The following is a 13,824-nucleotide window of genomic DNA, read 5'->3' as shown; positions in this document are numbered from 1 at the left end:
CGTTTTAGTGCCGGAATTCGTTGTCCACTCCCTCCTTGATGCTTCTCTCGTTCAACACCCACATCAGATTCTCAAGGATTTTTCATGGATAACGGCATCGTTAAATGGTTCAACGACACCAAGGGCTTCGGCTTCATTACCCCGGATAACGGCGGCGATGATCTGTTCGCGCACTTCTCCGAAATTCGCGCCGACGGTTTCAAGACCCTGGTCGAAGGTCAGAAGGTGAGCTTCGAAACGAAGCGCGGCCCGAAGGGCATGCAAGCCTCGAACATCAAGCCGCTCTAATCGCAGCGTCACGGGGTCCGTTGTGCGGACCCCGTTCCCCTCTGGTTTTTCCGCTTCCCTCCCTCACCCCCTTCATTGCCGCACGTCCCGACATCGCTCGGTGATATATCGCGCGCACTCTTTTCTCATTCGTTGCGTTTGAACGTAAGTATCAGCGCCCAAAAAATATAAAATCTAATGGCATCCATTCAGAGTTATCACGGTTATGCGGTACAAGCGACCGCACACCGCCTGCCGGACCGGACGTTTTCGGCAAACGTGTCTGTAGACCGTAAAAATATTCGTTCTTCCGAATCGCAGTACACCTTTTATTCCGTCGGCTACTTCTCGAAAGAAGTCGAGGCCATCGCTTACGCGCATCGCTGGGCGAAGGACTGGATCGACACCCGCGGATAGTGCATGACCGAGGCGCAAGCGCATCGCGACTCGTCTCCCTCACGTTGCCCGAAATGCCTTGACCGCTTCGGGCGAGGTGCGTATCGTCAATTCATGCTCGAGGCGGTATTCGATCCGCATCTTCCCGGCGACCGCCGCGCCTGAACCGACGCATGTTTTTTAAGCGGTCGCGTGGACAACGGTGACGCTGCAAATTTCGCGTCACCAGGACACCACGGCAATGCATACGACCGAGTTCTATCGCAGCTCGAACGGTGACAGATGGCTCCTCTGCGACGGCGCGAATGCCGTCGTCCGGCACGTGCCAAACGCGGCGTCCGGCGGTTCTGTTTCGGACAAGCCTGTCGCGGAGTTCCTGTCGGAAAACAGCCTGCAAGATCAATATCCGCAGCACGATGCGCTGCGAATCTTCCTCGCAAGAAACAACATCAATCCGAATTTGCCCGACGAGCCCGACGCCGCGCGCAAGCCCACGGTCGAAGCCCTCTTGCTCACGGCGGTGCGGGTGCGCACGTTCGTGCAAGCACGTCATCTGACCAACGCGAGCGGCTTTTTCTTCGCGCGCGGAGAGCGCCTCTTTCTCGTCACAAGCCGTCATGTACTGGTCGATGCGGCCAGCCAGCATTTCCCCGATCGCATCGAAATCGAGCTGCACGTGGATCGCGACAATCTGGGCGCGTCGGCGTGGGCGTCGCTGCCGCTATACGACGCGGGCATGAGCCTGTGGCGTCAGGCATCGGATACGGGCGGCGAGATCGATGTCGCCGTGCTCGAAGTGCCCCGCCATCAGTTGCCGCTCACGGCCGTGTTCGCCGCGTTTCGTCCCGAACATCTCCCCGCATCCAGCGACGCCATGCCGATCGGCGCTTCCGTGCTGATCGTCGGCTTTCCGCTGGGCTTTCATGACTCGCTGCATCATCTGCCGGTGGTGAGACAAGGCATCATCGCGTCCGCGTTCGGGCTGCGGTTTCAGGGCAAGGGCTGTTTCATCACCGATGCGCGCACGCACCGCGGCACGAGCGGCGCGCCCGTCGTGATAAGCCGCCATCCGGCCGATGAAAGCGGCGCGTCGTGCGCGCTTCCGTGGCGGCTGCTCGGCATTCATTCATCGACCATCGACATGACCACGCGCGATCTGCACGTGGACGAATCGCTCGGCCTCAACAGCGCCTGGTACGCCGATGTCCTCATGAGCCTCACGGAAGACCGACTCGATTAGTGATCGAGAAACGAGCGCAGTTTATCCGCGCGTCGCGGATGCATCAGTTTGCGGATGGCCTGACTTTCGATCTGCCGGATGCGTTCGCGCGACACGCCCAGATGCGTGCCTAGCTCGCCGAGTGTGAATTCGCTCAGCATGTCGATGCCGAAGCGCATGCGCAAAACGCGTGCTTCGCGCGGCGTGAGCGCGCTCAAGGCATCGTCGATGGCAACACGCAAGCTGGCGCGCACGACGGCATCGAGCGGCGATTCCGCGTTCGAATCCTCGATCAGGTCGCCGAGCGTCGCATCGGCGTCATCGTTCGCCGGTGTTTCGAGCGAGATCAGACGCATCGCCATTTTCTGAATGCTGCCGATGCGCGCCTCGGGCAACTCCATGCGCTCGGCCAGCACCGCGGGCTGCGCGGGCTTGCCGGTCTGCTGCAGAATCTCGCTCGAAATGCGGTTGAGCTTGTTGATCGTCTCGACCATATGCACAGGCACGCGAATCGTGCGCGCCTGGTCCGCGACCGCGCGCGTGACCGCCTGACGAACCCACCACGTCGCGTACGTCGAGAATTTCCAGCCGCGCCTGTATTCGAACTTGTCGACGGCCTTCATCAAGCCGATGTTGCCCTCTTGAACGAGGTCGAGAAAGTGAACGCCGCGATTCACGTATTTCTTGGCGATCGAGATCACGAGGCGCAGATTGGCTTCGATCATCTCGTTCTTCGCGTGCCGCATGCGGGATTCGGCCGCGAGCAGTTGGCGGCCGATTTGCTTCAGGCGCTGAACCGGCATCGCGGCGTGCCGCTCGAGATCGATCAGACGGCATTGCTCCGCCTGAATGGCAGGCAGGCTGCGTTCCAGCGATGCACCATAGTCGCGCGACGTCGCGGCGGTTTTCGCGGTCCAGTCGAGATCGGTCTCGTGACCCGGAAACGATGCGATGAACTGCTCGCGCGGCATGCCGCACCGGTCGATGGCAATGCCGCAAATTCGCCGCTCGATCTGTCGCACGTGCACCAGCCGCTGCTGGATATCGTTGCAGGCGCGGTCCACTGTGCGCGTCGTGAAGCGCACGCGCGCCAGCTCTTTTCGAATGGTGTCGTGAGCGCCCGGAACACTGGTCGTGCCCGCTTCGCGCAATTGATCGACGCATTCTTCCACCCGCGCGAAGAGCGCGAGTGCGTCGTCCTTGAGTTGCGTCAGCCGCACGCGGTTCGCTTCGTCCTCGGCTTCGGGATCGCGTTCATCGTCGGCACGCTCGGGTTTATCGATCTCCGATGGCATCGTCTTGTCATCGATACCGTCGATCAGTTCATCGATGCCAAGCTCGTTCTCCGCGACCTGCCGCGCGCTCGCGAGGATCATCGAGATCGTAGGAGGACAGGCCGCGATGGCCTGAATCATCTCGTTGATGCTCTCTTCGATCCGCTGCGCAATTTTCACTTCGGCCGCGCGCGTCAGCAGTTGCTTCGCGCCCATCTCGCGCATGTACATGCGCACGGGATCGGTCGTGCGGCCGAATTCGGCATCGACAGTCGAGAGCGCGACTTCGGCGTCTTCTTCCGACTGATCATCGAGCGCGACGACCGGGACTGCGTCGCCGAGCAACAGCGTTTCGGTGTCGGGAACCTGTTCGTAGACGGCCACGCCCATTTCGAGGAACGTGCGCGAAACATCATCGAGCACGGACGGCTGCGCGAGATCGCCAGGTAAATGATCGTTGATTTGCGCATGCGTGACGAAGCCTTGATCCCTGGCCACACGGATCAAGGCGCGTACCGCTCGTTGCTGTTCGTCGGCGCGTCGTTGCCGGTCTGGTTGCAATGCATCCGCAACGGCCGGCTTGCCCTTTTTCGCTGTAGCGACGCGGACATTCAGCGCGTCCGTGCCCAGATCTTCAGTGTTTTCTTTTCGACGTGAACCGGCCATCCTCGCTCCACAATCAGCTTCTTTTGCCAATGTGAGACGTTAGGAGGCGCGGCGGCCTGCGCAGACGAAATCACGGCATGTCAATCTACCGAGGTCTATTCAACCGAACCGGACTTCAAGCCACTGGCGCGCCCAGTTCGCCGCGAACGCGACGGCATCGTCACGGCGGTCGAAGCCGGCAAGGTCGCCACTGACGAAGACATCCATTACGCTGCCGTCCGCACGGTCGGCGCAGATGCGCGCATGCGCCATATATTCGCCATCGGCGCGGCGCGGCGTCGGATCGATGCGAATGTTGCGGGTATCGGCTTGCATCATGCTTCCCCTTGCCGTTTGCGACGGCAGGTCATCGTCGGCGCTACGAAGCGTGTTCGTAGCGCTAGTCAAGGAACGTCCGCGCCTGCGGGCACTTGTCGATCATCTGCTCGGCGTAGGCGATCGATGCGCGACGCGCGTCGCCGGCGCTCTGAAACGGCTCGCCCGCGCTGATCTTGAATACACGGCTGCGCGACATACCCATTTCCGCCGATGGTTCCTGAATACGCACGGCAGCATCGAATCCATCGTCCTGGCTGTATGCGCGACTGGCGCCGGCCGGCCGATGCGAAAAGACGAGCGGGCATATTTCCAGGCCACGATATAGGCGGTTTTCGACTGTCATCAAATGATCTCGGACCGCGCACAGGCGGCAGTGTAGTAAGGGGGCGTAGAGCAGTATCGGCAAGGTGACACGATCGACCGCGTTGCACGGTCTCCGATCTGAGGCTGATCCCGTTCGGGGCCGGCGCTTGAGCGCTATCGGATGCTACGAATTGATTGCCACTCGCTGGATTCATCCATCCTACGCGGTTTAAGGATTTTGTATAGCGAAATTTTGACGAATCCAAGCGATGCCGCCGACGTCTCTTCAAGGCGAAACAGGCAGGCGCGCTGCGAAAGTCCTTTCCACCCGACTCGACCCGCTACTGAGCGGATGACGCTTATTTTCGCCACTCCCTGCACGCGGAATGAACTCGTTATGCGATCGCCTGCCAAATCGATGAAGTCAGGTACATGCGTTGCGTCCGTTTGTCCATTAGCACGCTTGCCGGGCGCATCGCGCACTTCAACGCTTCGCCAATGATATCGAGGCATGCATGAAAGTCGGCATCATCACACACGTGAACTGCCCTTGCGGGCATCGCGGCTCGATTGTGGAACGCATCTACGACGATGGACAGTCACACTGGTATCGCGCGACGCTGGAAGGCCTGTCGGACACTGGTCACTACCAAGGCGCCGACCGCCTCTTCGCCGACAACACGCCTGCATGTGAAGCGTGTGGCCGTTCGCTGTCTCCGGACGATGTCGATTCGAGCGAGTTCATGACACGGCAGATTCGCAAGCACGCGGAAGTTTGATTTACTTCGGATTCCGAATTCTCTTATTTCCGAGCGTCACTTGAGAACCGCCGCCTCCACCGCCGCCAGATACGCGGCCAGTGCCCGCTTGACTTCGCGCAGATAGCGGCGCGCCAACTGCACGTCGCCCATCGATGGACGCAACTTGACGGCCAGCGCGCCGCCCGCGAGCGCATGGAGCATCTCCACGTAAAGTTCGCGCTCCGACGCCTTCACGCCGGGCATGCGTGCGTCGATCACCTTTCTCATCATGCCGGACTTGCGCTTCTTTTTCGCTTCGTCGTGCGGCATGACCGACATCAGGATCAGAAAGTCGGTCTTGCGCTCGAAGTATTCGATATGCGGCGTCATGATGCGATCGATGACCGCTTCCGCCGATAGCCCCCTCCACGTTTCGCTATCGATGCGTCCGAGTTCATCTTCGAGTTCGTCGAGCGCCGCCGCGTGACGATCCCACAACGCGGCGAGCAGGCTGTCGCGATCCGGAAAGAAGTGATACATCGAGCCGATCGGCGTCTGGGCGCGCCGGGCGACGCCGTGCATCGTCACGCCCTCAAGACCTTTTTCCACGATCAGCTCAGCGGTCGCGTCGAGCACGGCCTCGATGCGCGCCCGCCCGCGCGCCTGCAGCGGCGAACGCGCAGTGCTGCCGCGCTCCTGATCTTGCAACTCGCTTTCGTTGTCAGCGCGAGGCTTCTTCATCGTCTCTCCTGGCACGGGCGAAACTAGACGCGATCGTCTAGATTCGTGCATACTAGACGCCATCGTCTAGTTTGGCGAGCGCGCCGCGTGTATCGAACATGCAGCAAACGCGCTCACCGTCTCGTATTCATCGAAGACTACCGCACGCAGGCGGTAGCGCAAGCAATCCCGGAGAAATCATGTCAGTCACAGCGCCCACGCACGGCGACCAATCCGCTGACGCCGCCCAAGGCAAAACGTCACGCAAGCGCGTGCTGATCGCGATCGGCATCGTCGCGGTCGTCGCCGGCGTTGCGTGGGGCCTGCGCTGGTGGACCGTCGGCCGCTTCGTCGAAACCACCGACGACGCCTATCTCAAGGCCGACAGCGTGACCATCGCGCCCAAGGTGAGCGGCTACATCACGGAAGTGCTGGTCGAAGACAACCAGTCCGTCGCGGCAGGCGCACCGCTCGCGCGCCTCGATACGCGGCAGTATCAGGCATCGCTCGATCAGGCGAAAGCGACGCTCGACGCGCGCGCCGCCGATATCCAGCGCGCCGAGGTCGAGCTGAAGCAGCAGCACGCGAACGCCGAACAGGCGAAGGCGCAGGCCGATGTGTCGCGCGTGAGTCTCGCGCACGCGGATGACGACGTGACCCGCTACCGTCCGCTCGTCGCGACCGGCGCGGAAACCGCCGAGCGCCTCGCGAGCCTTGTTTCGACACGCGATCAGGCGCGCGCCACGCTCGCCGCGAATCTCGCCGCCGCCCGCTCCGCCGCGATGCAGATCGGCGCGACCGAAGCGCAGATCGCGCAGGCCCGGGCGCAGATGGAAGCGGCGCAGGCGCAGCTCAACCAGTCGAAGCTCGATCTCGACGACACGACGCTCGTGAGTCCGGTCGCGGGCCGCGTGGGCGACCGCACGATCCGCGTCGGCCAGTACGTGCAACCCGGCACGCGGCTGATGACGGTCGTGCCGGTCCAGTCGCTGTATCTCGAAGCGAACTTCAAGGAAACGCAAGTGGGCCGCATGCGTATCGGCCAGCCGGCGACGCTGCATGTCGATGCGCTCAAGGGCACGGATCTGCACGGCGTCGTCGAGAGCTTCGCGCCCGGCACCGGCGCGCAGTTCGCGCTGCTGCCGCCCGAGAACGCGACCGGCAACTTCACGAAGATCGTGCAGCGCGTGCCGGTGCGCATTCGCGTCGATACCGGTCCGGAAACGCGCAAGGTGCTGCTGCCGGGATTGTCGGTGACGGTCGACGTCGATACGAAAGCCGCCACCGACGACAGCAAGCGCGTCGCCGCCGAGAATCGTCATGACTGAAGCGCACGCACGCGCGAGCGCCGTCGACTGGATCGCGGTCACGGCCGGCGCGCTCGGCGCGCTGATGGCCACGCTCGACATCTCCATCACCAACTCCGCGCTGCCGCAGATCCAGGGCGAGATCGGCGCGACCGGCACCGAAGGCACCTGGATCTCGACCGGCTACCTGATGTCGGAAATCGTGATGATCCCGCTCGCCGCGTGGCTCACCCGCGTGTTCGGTCTGCGCAATTTCCTGCTCGGCAACGCGGTGCTGTTCACGCTGTTCTCGGTGATGTGCGGCCTCTCGAACTCCCTTCCGATGATGGTCGCGGGCCGCATCGGCCAGGGCTTCACCGGCGGCGCGATGATCCCGACCGCGCAGACCATCATCCGCACGCGGCTGCCGCGCGAGCAGATGCCCGTCGGCATGACGATCTTCGGCCTGATCGTGCTGCTCGGGCCGCTGCTCGGCCCCGTGCTCGGCGGCTGGCTCGCGGAGAATATCTCGTGGTCGTGGTGCTTCTTTGTGAACGTGCCGGTGGGCATCGCGCTCGTCGCGCTGCTCGTCACCGGGCTGCCCGCCGAGAAGTCGCACTGGGAGGCGTTCCTGAAAGCCGACTGGATCGGCATCGCGGGACTGGCGATCGGTCTGAGCTCGCTCACCGTCGTGCTGGAAGAAGGCCAGCGCAATCAATGGTTCGAATCGGGCGAGATCGTGATGCTCACGTGCGTCACCGCGTTCGGCTTCCTGCTCATCGCGCTCTCGCAGTTCATCGCGAAGAAGCCGATCGTGCGGCTCTCGCTCTTGCGCAATCCGCGCTACGCGAGCGTGATCCTGATCGTGTTCGCGGTGGGCGCGGGGCTTTATTGCGTATCGTTTTTGCTGCCGCAGTTCCTGAGCATCGTCGCGGGCTACAACGCGTTGCAGTCCGGCGCGATCATGCTCGTCTCGGGCGTGCCCGCGTTTCTCATCATGCCGGTGCTGCCGCGTCTGCTCGGCAAGGTGGATTTTCGCGTGCTCGTCATCACGGGTCTGCTGTTCTTCGCGGCGAGCTGCCTGCTCGATATCTCGCTCACCGCGCAGAGCGTCGGACACGATTTCTTCTGGTCGCAAATCCTGCGCGGCTTCGGCCAGATGCTCGCGATGATGCCGCTCAATCAGGCGTCGATGGCCGCGGTATCGCGCGAGGAATCCGGCGATGCCGCCGGCCTCTACAACATGGCGCGCAATCTCGGCGGCTCGGTGGGTCTCGCGATCCTCGGCACCGTGATCGATCGCCGCAACGATTTCCATACGGCGGCGATCCGCGAATCGCTGACGGCGAACTCCGTGATCGGTCAGGAGCGCATTGCGGCGAGCGCCGCCAACTTCGCGGCGCAAGGTGGCGACATCGCCCACGCGAAGATGCAGGCGCTCGGCCAGTTGTCGATGCAGATCGGCCAGCAGGCCATCGTCATGACCTACTCCGAAACCTTTTACGTGCTGGCCATCGCGCTGCTCGCGTGCCTGCCGCTCGCGCTTCTCCTCAAGACGCCGCGCGCGCAGGCCGGCGAGATGCCGTCCGCCGGCCACTGATGTCATGAATCATTCGACGATGTTTCCTTCCCGCTTCACCTGTATGCTTCCGTTGGCCGCACTAGTGCTCGCCGCGTGCACGGTCGGCCCCGACTATCACGGCGCGCCGGAAGTCGCGCCCGACGCCGCGAAGAGCGGCGCGTTCGTGCGCGCCCCGGCGCAGGGCGTCGTCGCGACGCACGCGCCCGCTACATGGTGGCAGGCTCTCGACGATCAGCAACTGAACACGTTGATCGATGCCGCGTTCGCGCACAATCCCGACCTCAAGATGGCACGCGCGCGTCTGCGCCAGTCGCGCTCGCAACTGAGCGGACAGCGGGCCAACGAGTTGCCCAAGGTGTCGGCTTCGGCGGCGGCGCTGCGCACGCGTTCGCCGGATACGTCGATCTTCGGTTCGTCGTCGGGCGATCAGGGCGCGCCGGCATCGAGCGGACGCGGTCCCGTCGATTTCTATACCGTGGGCTTCGACGCCTCATGGGAAATCGATCTCTTCGGCGGCACGCGCCGCGCGATCGAAGCCGCATCGGACGAAGCCGACGCCGTGGACGCCGATCTTTCCGACGCGCGCGTGTCGCTCGCGGCGGAAGTGGCGTCGGCGTACATCGACTTGCGCGATCAGCAGGAACGGCTCGCGCTCGCCGAGCACACGGCCGAGTATCAGCAGCAGATGCTCACGCTCACCGAGCAGCGCCGCGCGCGCGGCACGGCGGCGGAAGTCGATGTCGAACGCCTCACCACGCAGGTCGATACGACGCGCGCAACGCTCGTGCCGCTGCAGGTGCAGATCACCGATTCGCTCGATCAGCTCGCCGTGCTGACCGGCCGCACGCCCGGCGCGCTCGATGCGGAACTCGGCGCGCGTGCGCCGCTGCCCGCGCTGCCGTCGTCGGTGCCGATCGGCGATCCGGCGACGATGCTGCAACAGCGCCCCGATATCCGCGCCGCCGAACGGCGTCTCGCGTCGAGCAACGCGCAGATCGGCGAGCACGTCGCGGACTATTTTCCGAAGGTGTCCTTGCTCGGCGATATCGGCTTTTCCGCGTCGAACCCGGGCCACTTGCTGCGCAAGCAGAATTTCTCGTGGGTCGGCGTGCCGTATCTGCAATGGAATCTGTTCGACTTCGGGCGCACGGCGGCGAATGTCGATGCCGCCGAAGCCGCGCGCGACGAAGCCGAAGCGCGCTACGAGAAGACAGTGCTCGGCGCGCTGAAGGACGCCAATTCGTCGTTGTCGCGATACGGCAATCAGCGTGAACATGTGGTGCGGCTTCAGCAGGTTCAGGCATCGGCGGAACGATCGGCGACGCTCGTGCGCCAGCGTTATACGGCGGGTGTATCGACGCTCATCGATCTGCTCGATGCGCAGCGCACGCAGTTCGCCGCGCAACAGGACGTGGTGGCCGCGCAGGCTGAATTGCTGAAGGATTTCGTGTCGCTACAGAAGAGTCTGGGTTTGGGATGGGAATCGTCGAGCGCGGCCGTGTCCTTGGCGCGCGCTCCCTGAAGCGTCGCATCGGAAAAAAAAAGAGCCCCGTCAGTATTCGCGACGGGGCTCTTCGCTTTCAGCGGCGCAACGCGCTTACTTGCAGTGGCGTTCCCAGTGATGATGCACGCGCACCTTGTGGCAGACCGGTTCATGATGATGCGAAGCAGCGAAAGCCGGAGCGACCGAAAAAAATGCCATGCCAGCGGCCAATACGGCGAGAACAGCCTTTTTCATGAGTTCGTTGTCTTGGAGATGAAAGAGGCACGATCGTAACAGCGTGAGTTTACGAGTACCTGTCCGTGGTCCGGCATGACGCGAAAGCGCTTTGGCGATGCGGCATCGTCGGCTTGCGAATGCTCTAACATCATCCATTCCTTCGGCGAACGGACGAGGAGCCCGACCGTCATGAGATTCGCTCCCGTCACCGCGTTTGCGCTCGTTCTCGCGCTTCTTGCCGCGCCGTCTTTCGCCGCCGATGTCGGCTTCGAGGAAGTCAGGATCGCGAACGGTGCGGAACCGCCGCTGATCGTCGGCATCTGGTATCCCACCGATACACCGGCCTCGGCCGACCCTGCGAAGACGATCGCGGGCAATGGCTTATCGCTGATCGTGATGTCGCACGGTGGCGGCGGCTCGTATGACAGCCACTACGATACGGCCATCGCGCTGGCTCATGCGGGTTTCGTCGCAGCGGCGGTGAGCCATGCCGGTGACACGTTCGACGACCAGACGCATGTGCTGGAGATATGGCGTCGTCCGGTCCAGCTTCACCGCGTGATCGATTACATGCTCGCACAGTGGCGCGGCCGCGAGCATCTCGATCCGGCGCGCATCGGTGCATTCGGTTTCTCGAACGGCGGCTTCACCGTGCTCGTGGCCGCTGGCGGCGTGCCGAATCTCTCCGCGATCGCGCCGTATTGCCGCGCGCATCCGGATCACGACTTATGCCAGGCGCTTCAGCACGCCGGCGTCGATCCTGATGTCGGCGCGAACGTGCCCGCCGACGCCTGGGCGGCGGACGCCCGCATCAAGGCGGCGGTCATCGCGGCTCCGGCGTTCGGCTTCACCTTCGGACCTGTTGGCCTGAAAGACGTGCGCATCCCGATCCAGCTCTGGCGAGCCGCCGACGATCATCATCAGCCGAACCCTTTCTATGACGAAGCGGTGCGCGCGAGCCTGCCGCAAGCGCCGGAGTATCACGTCATCGCTAATGCTGGACACTACGACTTCCTGCCGCCCTGTAGCGCGCGTCTGATGCGCAAAACGCCCGCTATCTGCACGAGCGCGCCAGGCTTCGACCGGTCGGCGTTCCATGAACGTTTCAACGCCGACATAGTGCGCTTCTTCGACGCAAAACTGCGATAGGAAGCAGAGGCACTATCGCTGCGACAGCGCGTTCGCGGATTGCAGCAGATCGTCGAGCATCGCCTGCCGCCGTTGCGGATCGGTATCGCGACCCGTCATGAAGCACAGCGCCGCGATCGGCATGCCGGCGCGATCGCGCACGGGCGCCGCCATGCACAGGCGAAACGCGTTCGACAATCCTTCCGTGCAGCAATAGCCCAGATCCTTCGCGCGCTGGACATCGCGCATGAATTCATCGAAGTCGATATGCACGCCGTTATCGAGCGTGAAGTCCTCGCGCGGAATCAATGCGCCGATTTCCCCGGCGTTCATGTGACCGAGCAGCAGGCGTCCGGTCGCGGTCCACGGAATCGGCACTCGCACGCCGATGTCCGAGCTGATGTTGAACGGGCGCGCGCTGTTCTCGGAGAGCACCACGGTGTACTTGTTGCCCTCCAGCATGCACAACTGGGTGGTCTCGTCGTACTTGCGCACCAGCGCGAGAATCGACTGATGCGCGCGGCTGATCAGGTCGTTGTGCGTCGCGTAATCGGAGCCGTAATAGTGCATCTCGCGTCCGAAGAACACGCTTCCATCGGCGGAAGTTTCGAGCCAGCCGACTTCCGCGAGTATCGCGACCAGCTCGTAGATGCTCGAACGCGGCGCACCGGTCGCTTCGATCAACTCGCGCATCGTCATCGGGCGCTGCGCGAGATGCAATTGCCGAAACATCGCAATGACCCGGTCCACGCCTCTCGCTCGCGACGATTCTGTAACTGCCATGCATTCACTCCGTATGCGTCAATGGTCGAGCACGCGATGCAGGAACTGCCGGGTGCGCTCGTTCGATGGATTCACGAAGATCTGTTCCGGCTCGCCCTGCTCCGCGATCACGCCCTTGTCCATGAAGACGACGCGATCCGCCGTCTTGCGCGCGAACCCCATTTCGTGCGTGACGACGACCATCGTCATGCCGTCGCGAGCGAGTCCGCGCATCACTTCGGTGACTTCGCCGACGAGTTCGGGATCGAGCGCCGATGTCGCTTCATCGAAGAACATGATGCCCGGCTCGACGGCGAGCGCCCGCGCAATCGCGACGCGCTGCTGCTGTCCGCCCGACAACTGGCTCGGGTAATGATCGGCGCGATCCGCAAGGCCGACGCGATCGAGCACGTCCATCGCGCGCTTGCGGGCATCGGCCGGATTCATCTTGCGCGCCTTGATCAGTGCGAGCGTGACATTGCCGAGCGCGGTCTTGTGCGGAAACAGATTGAACTGCTGGAACACCATGCCGACGTGACCGCGAATGTCGCGTGCGCGCTTCGGGTCGTGCATCGGCACGTCGTTGACCCATACTTCGCCGGAATCCGTCGTTTCCAGTCCCGCCATGATGCGCAGCACCGTGCTCTTGCCCGAACCCGATGCGCCGATCAGCACGAGCACTTCGCCCGCACGCACTTCGAGATTGATCTCGTTGAGCACGCGCGTCGCCCCGAATGCTTTACTGACGCCCGAGAGCGAAATGACGGGCTTGGTCTGACTTTGATTGCTCACGACAGTCTCCTGCGGTCATGGTGGCGCACCCACTGCGAAAGCGGGAAGCACACGACGAAATAGATGAGTGCGACGAGTCCGTATATCTCGACCGGCTTGCCGATGCGATCGACGATCGCCTGCCCGCCGTGCATCAGCTCGGACATGCCGATCATGCTGACGATCGACGTGTCCTTGATGAGCGAAAGATACTGGCCGATAAGCGGCGGCAGCACGATCCTGCCGGTCTGCGGCAACACGACGAACGCGAACGCCTGCATCCGCGACAAGCCGAGAATCTGCGAGACTTCCCACTGGCCCTTCGCCACCGACTCGATCCCGGAACGGAACACTTCGGCGATATACGCGCCCTGATACACGGAGAGGCCGATCACCCCGGCGGCGAACACGTCGATCGCATAGCCGAAGTACGAGACGCCGAAGTAGATGAACATCAGCGTGATCAGAACGGGCGTACCGCGAAACAGCTCGGTATACAGGCGCGCGATGCGATCCGTGCCCCACGGTCCGAACGTTCGCAACACTGCGGCAATCAGGCCGATCAGCGTGCCGCCGACGATCGACGCGATAGACAGCAGCAGCGTCGTCACCAGACCTTGCAGCAGGATCGACAGACTGGTTCCCAGCAATTCAATTGACATGATCCAACTC

General features: G+C 62.9%; 16 protein-coding genes. 9 read left to right on the top strand and 7 right to left on the bottom strand.

The genetic code is table 11. The features are described 5' to 3' along the window. Nucleotides 1–84 precede the first annotated feature (84 nt). The 3 genes from PQR08_RS28020 (at nucleotide 85) to PQR08_RS28010 (ending at nucleotide 1,903) form a co-directional block, all read left to right on the top strand. Complete coding sequence (locus tag PQR08_RS28020; RefSeq protein ID WP_035499088.1) at nucleotides 85–288, top strand: cold-shock protein; 204 nt, start codon at nucleotides 85–87, stop codon at nucleotides 286–288. A 177-nt stretch (nucleotides 289–465) separates the two neighbouring features. Further along, complete coding sequence (locus PQR08_RS28015) at nucleotides 466–684, top strand: hypothetical protein (protein WP_035499089.1); 219 nt, start codon at nucleotides 466–468, stop codon at nucleotides 682–684. A 220-nt stretch (nucleotides 685–904) separates the two neighbouring features. Continuing rightward, on the top strand, nucleotides 905–1,903 hold the full coding sequence (locus tag PQR08_RS28010; RefSeq protein ID WP_313761223.1) for a S1 family peptidase: 999 nt from the start codon (nucleotides 905–907) through the stop codon (nucleotides 1,901–1,903). On the opposite strand, the gene rpoD is transcribed toward PQR08_RS28010, so the two are convergent. Next, nucleotides 1,900–3,663 (bottom strand): RNA polymerase sigma factor RpoD, encoded by a 1,764-nt coding sequence (rpoD, locus tag PQR08_RS28005; protein ID WP_408163014.1) that lies wholly within the window; start codon nucleotides 3,661–3,663, stop codon nucleotides 1,900–1,902. The genes PQR08_RS28010 and rpoD overlap by 4 nt on opposite strands. Here rpoD and PQR08_RS28000 point away from each other — a divergent pair. Further along, a complete protein-coding gene (locus tag PQR08_RS28000; protein WP_408163023.1) occupies nucleotides 3,607–3,813 on the top strand; it encodes a hypothetical protein in 207 nt (68 codons plus the stop codon). The two genes, rpoD and PQR08_RS28000, sit on opposite strands and share 57 nt — an antisense overlap. A gap of 108 nt (nucleotides 3,814–3,921) precedes the next feature. Here PQR08_RS28000 and PQR08_RS27995 read toward each other — a convergent pair whose 3' ends face one another. Together PQR08_RS27995 and PQR08_RS27990 are read right to left on the bottom strand one after the other, a co-directional pair. Beyond that, on the bottom strand, nucleotides 3,922–4,137 hold the full coding sequence (locus PQR08_RS27995; RefSeq protein WP_035499201.1) for a hypothetical protein: 216 nt from the start codon (nucleotides 4,135–4,137) through the stop codon (nucleotides 3,922–3,924). Between the two features lie 64 nt (nucleotides 4,138–4,201). After that, on the bottom strand, nucleotides 4,202–4,483 hold the full coding sequence (locus PQR08_RS27990; RefSeq protein WP_187609228.1) for a hypothetical protein: 282 nt from the start codon (nucleotides 4,481–4,483) through the stop codon (nucleotides 4,202–4,204). A 475-nt stretch (nucleotides 4,484–4,958) separates the two neighbouring features. On the opposite strand from PQR08_RS27990, the gene PQR08_RS27985 reads away from it, so the two are divergent. Further along, the gene (locus PQR08_RS27985; protein WP_187609229.1) at nucleotides 4,959–5,222 is read left to right on the top strand and encodes a hypothetical protein; all 264 of its coding nucleotides are present in this window, start codon (nucleotides 4,959–4,961) and stop codon (nucleotides 5,220–5,222) included. A 36-nt stretch (nucleotides 5,223–5,258) separates the two neighbouring features. On the opposite strand, the gene PQR08_RS27980 is transcribed toward PQR08_RS27985, so the two are convergent. After that, a complete protein-coding gene (locus PQR08_RS27980) occupies nucleotides 5,259–5,924 on the bottom strand; it encodes a TetR/AcrR family transcriptional regulator (RefSeq protein WP_238211525.1) in 666 nt (221 codons plus the stop codon). 179 nt (nucleotides 5,925–6,103) lie between these two features. On the opposite strand from PQR08_RS27980, the gene PQR08_RS27975 reads away from it, so the two are divergent. From PQR08_RS27975 to PQR08_RS27960, 4 genes are all read left to right on the top strand, one after another. After that, on the top strand, nucleotides 6,104–7,231 hold the full coding sequence (locus PQR08_RS27975; protein ID WP_250487520.1) for an HlyD family secretion protein: 1,128 nt from the start codon (nucleotides 6,104–6,106) through the stop codon (nucleotides 7,229–7,231). Then, the gene (locus PQR08_RS27970; RefSeq protein ID WP_238211522.1) at nucleotides 7,224–8,789 is read left to right on the top strand and encodes an MDR family MFS transporter; all 1,566 of its coding nucleotides are present in this window, start codon (nucleotides 7,224–7,226) and stop codon (nucleotides 8,787–8,789) included. Before PQR08_RS27975 ends, PQR08_RS27970 begins: the two co-directional genes overlap by 8 nt. 43 nt (nucleotides 8,790–8,832) lie before the next feature. Beyond that, nucleotides 8,833–10,293, top strand: coding sequence for an efflux transporter outer membrane subunit (locus tag PQR08_RS27965; protein ID WP_250487521.1), 1,461 nt, complete (start codon nucleotides 8,833–8,835; stop codon nucleotides 10,291–10,293). Between the two features lie 387 nt (nucleotides 10,294–10,680). Continuing rightward, nucleotides 10,681–11,640 (top strand): alpha/beta hydrolase family protein, encoded by a 960-nt coding sequence (locus PQR08_RS27960; RefSeq protein WP_250487522.1) that lies wholly within the window; start codon nucleotides 10,681–10,683, stop codon nucleotides 11,638–11,640. Between the two features lie 12 nt (nucleotides 11,641–11,652). On the opposite strand, the gene PQR08_RS27955 is transcribed toward PQR08_RS27960, so the two are convergent. From PQR08_RS27955 to PQR08_RS27945, 3 genes are read right to left on the bottom strand one after another with little or no spacing between them, the layout of a single operon-like run. After that, nucleotides 11,653–12,402 (bottom strand): IclR family transcriptional regulator, encoded by a 750-nt coding sequence (locus PQR08_RS27955; RefSeq protein WP_187609234.1) that lies wholly within the window; start codon nucleotides 12,400–12,402, stop codon nucleotides 11,653–11,655. 18 nt (nucleotides 12,403–12,420) lie between these two features. Further along, entirely contained in the window at nucleotides 12,421–13,173 is a 753-nt protein-coding gene (locus PQR08_RS27950; RefSeq protein WP_035499103.1) for an amino acid ABC transporter ATP-binding protein, read from the bottom strand. Continuing rightward, nucleotides 13,170–13,814: an amino acid ABC transporter permease gene (locus tag PQR08_RS27945; RefSeq protein WP_250487523.1), complete on the bottom strand. Its 645-nt coding sequence runs from the start codon at nucleotides 13,812–13,814 to the stop codon at nucleotides 13,170–13,172. The genes PQR08_RS27950 and PQR08_RS27945 overlap by 4 nt, the downstream gene beginning before the upstream one ends. Nucleotides 13,815–13,824 lie beyond the last annotated feature (10 nt).

The sequence above is a fragment of the Caballeronia jiangsuensis genome (assembly GCF_046030135.1).
Lineage (GTDB): Bacteria > Pseudomonadota > Gammaproteobacteria > Burkholderiales > Burkholderiaceae > Caballeronia > Caballeronia jiangsuensis.
The sequence above is the reverse complement of the archived record's forward strand: the minus strand, read 5'-3'. Positions and strand labels throughout refer to the sequence as shown.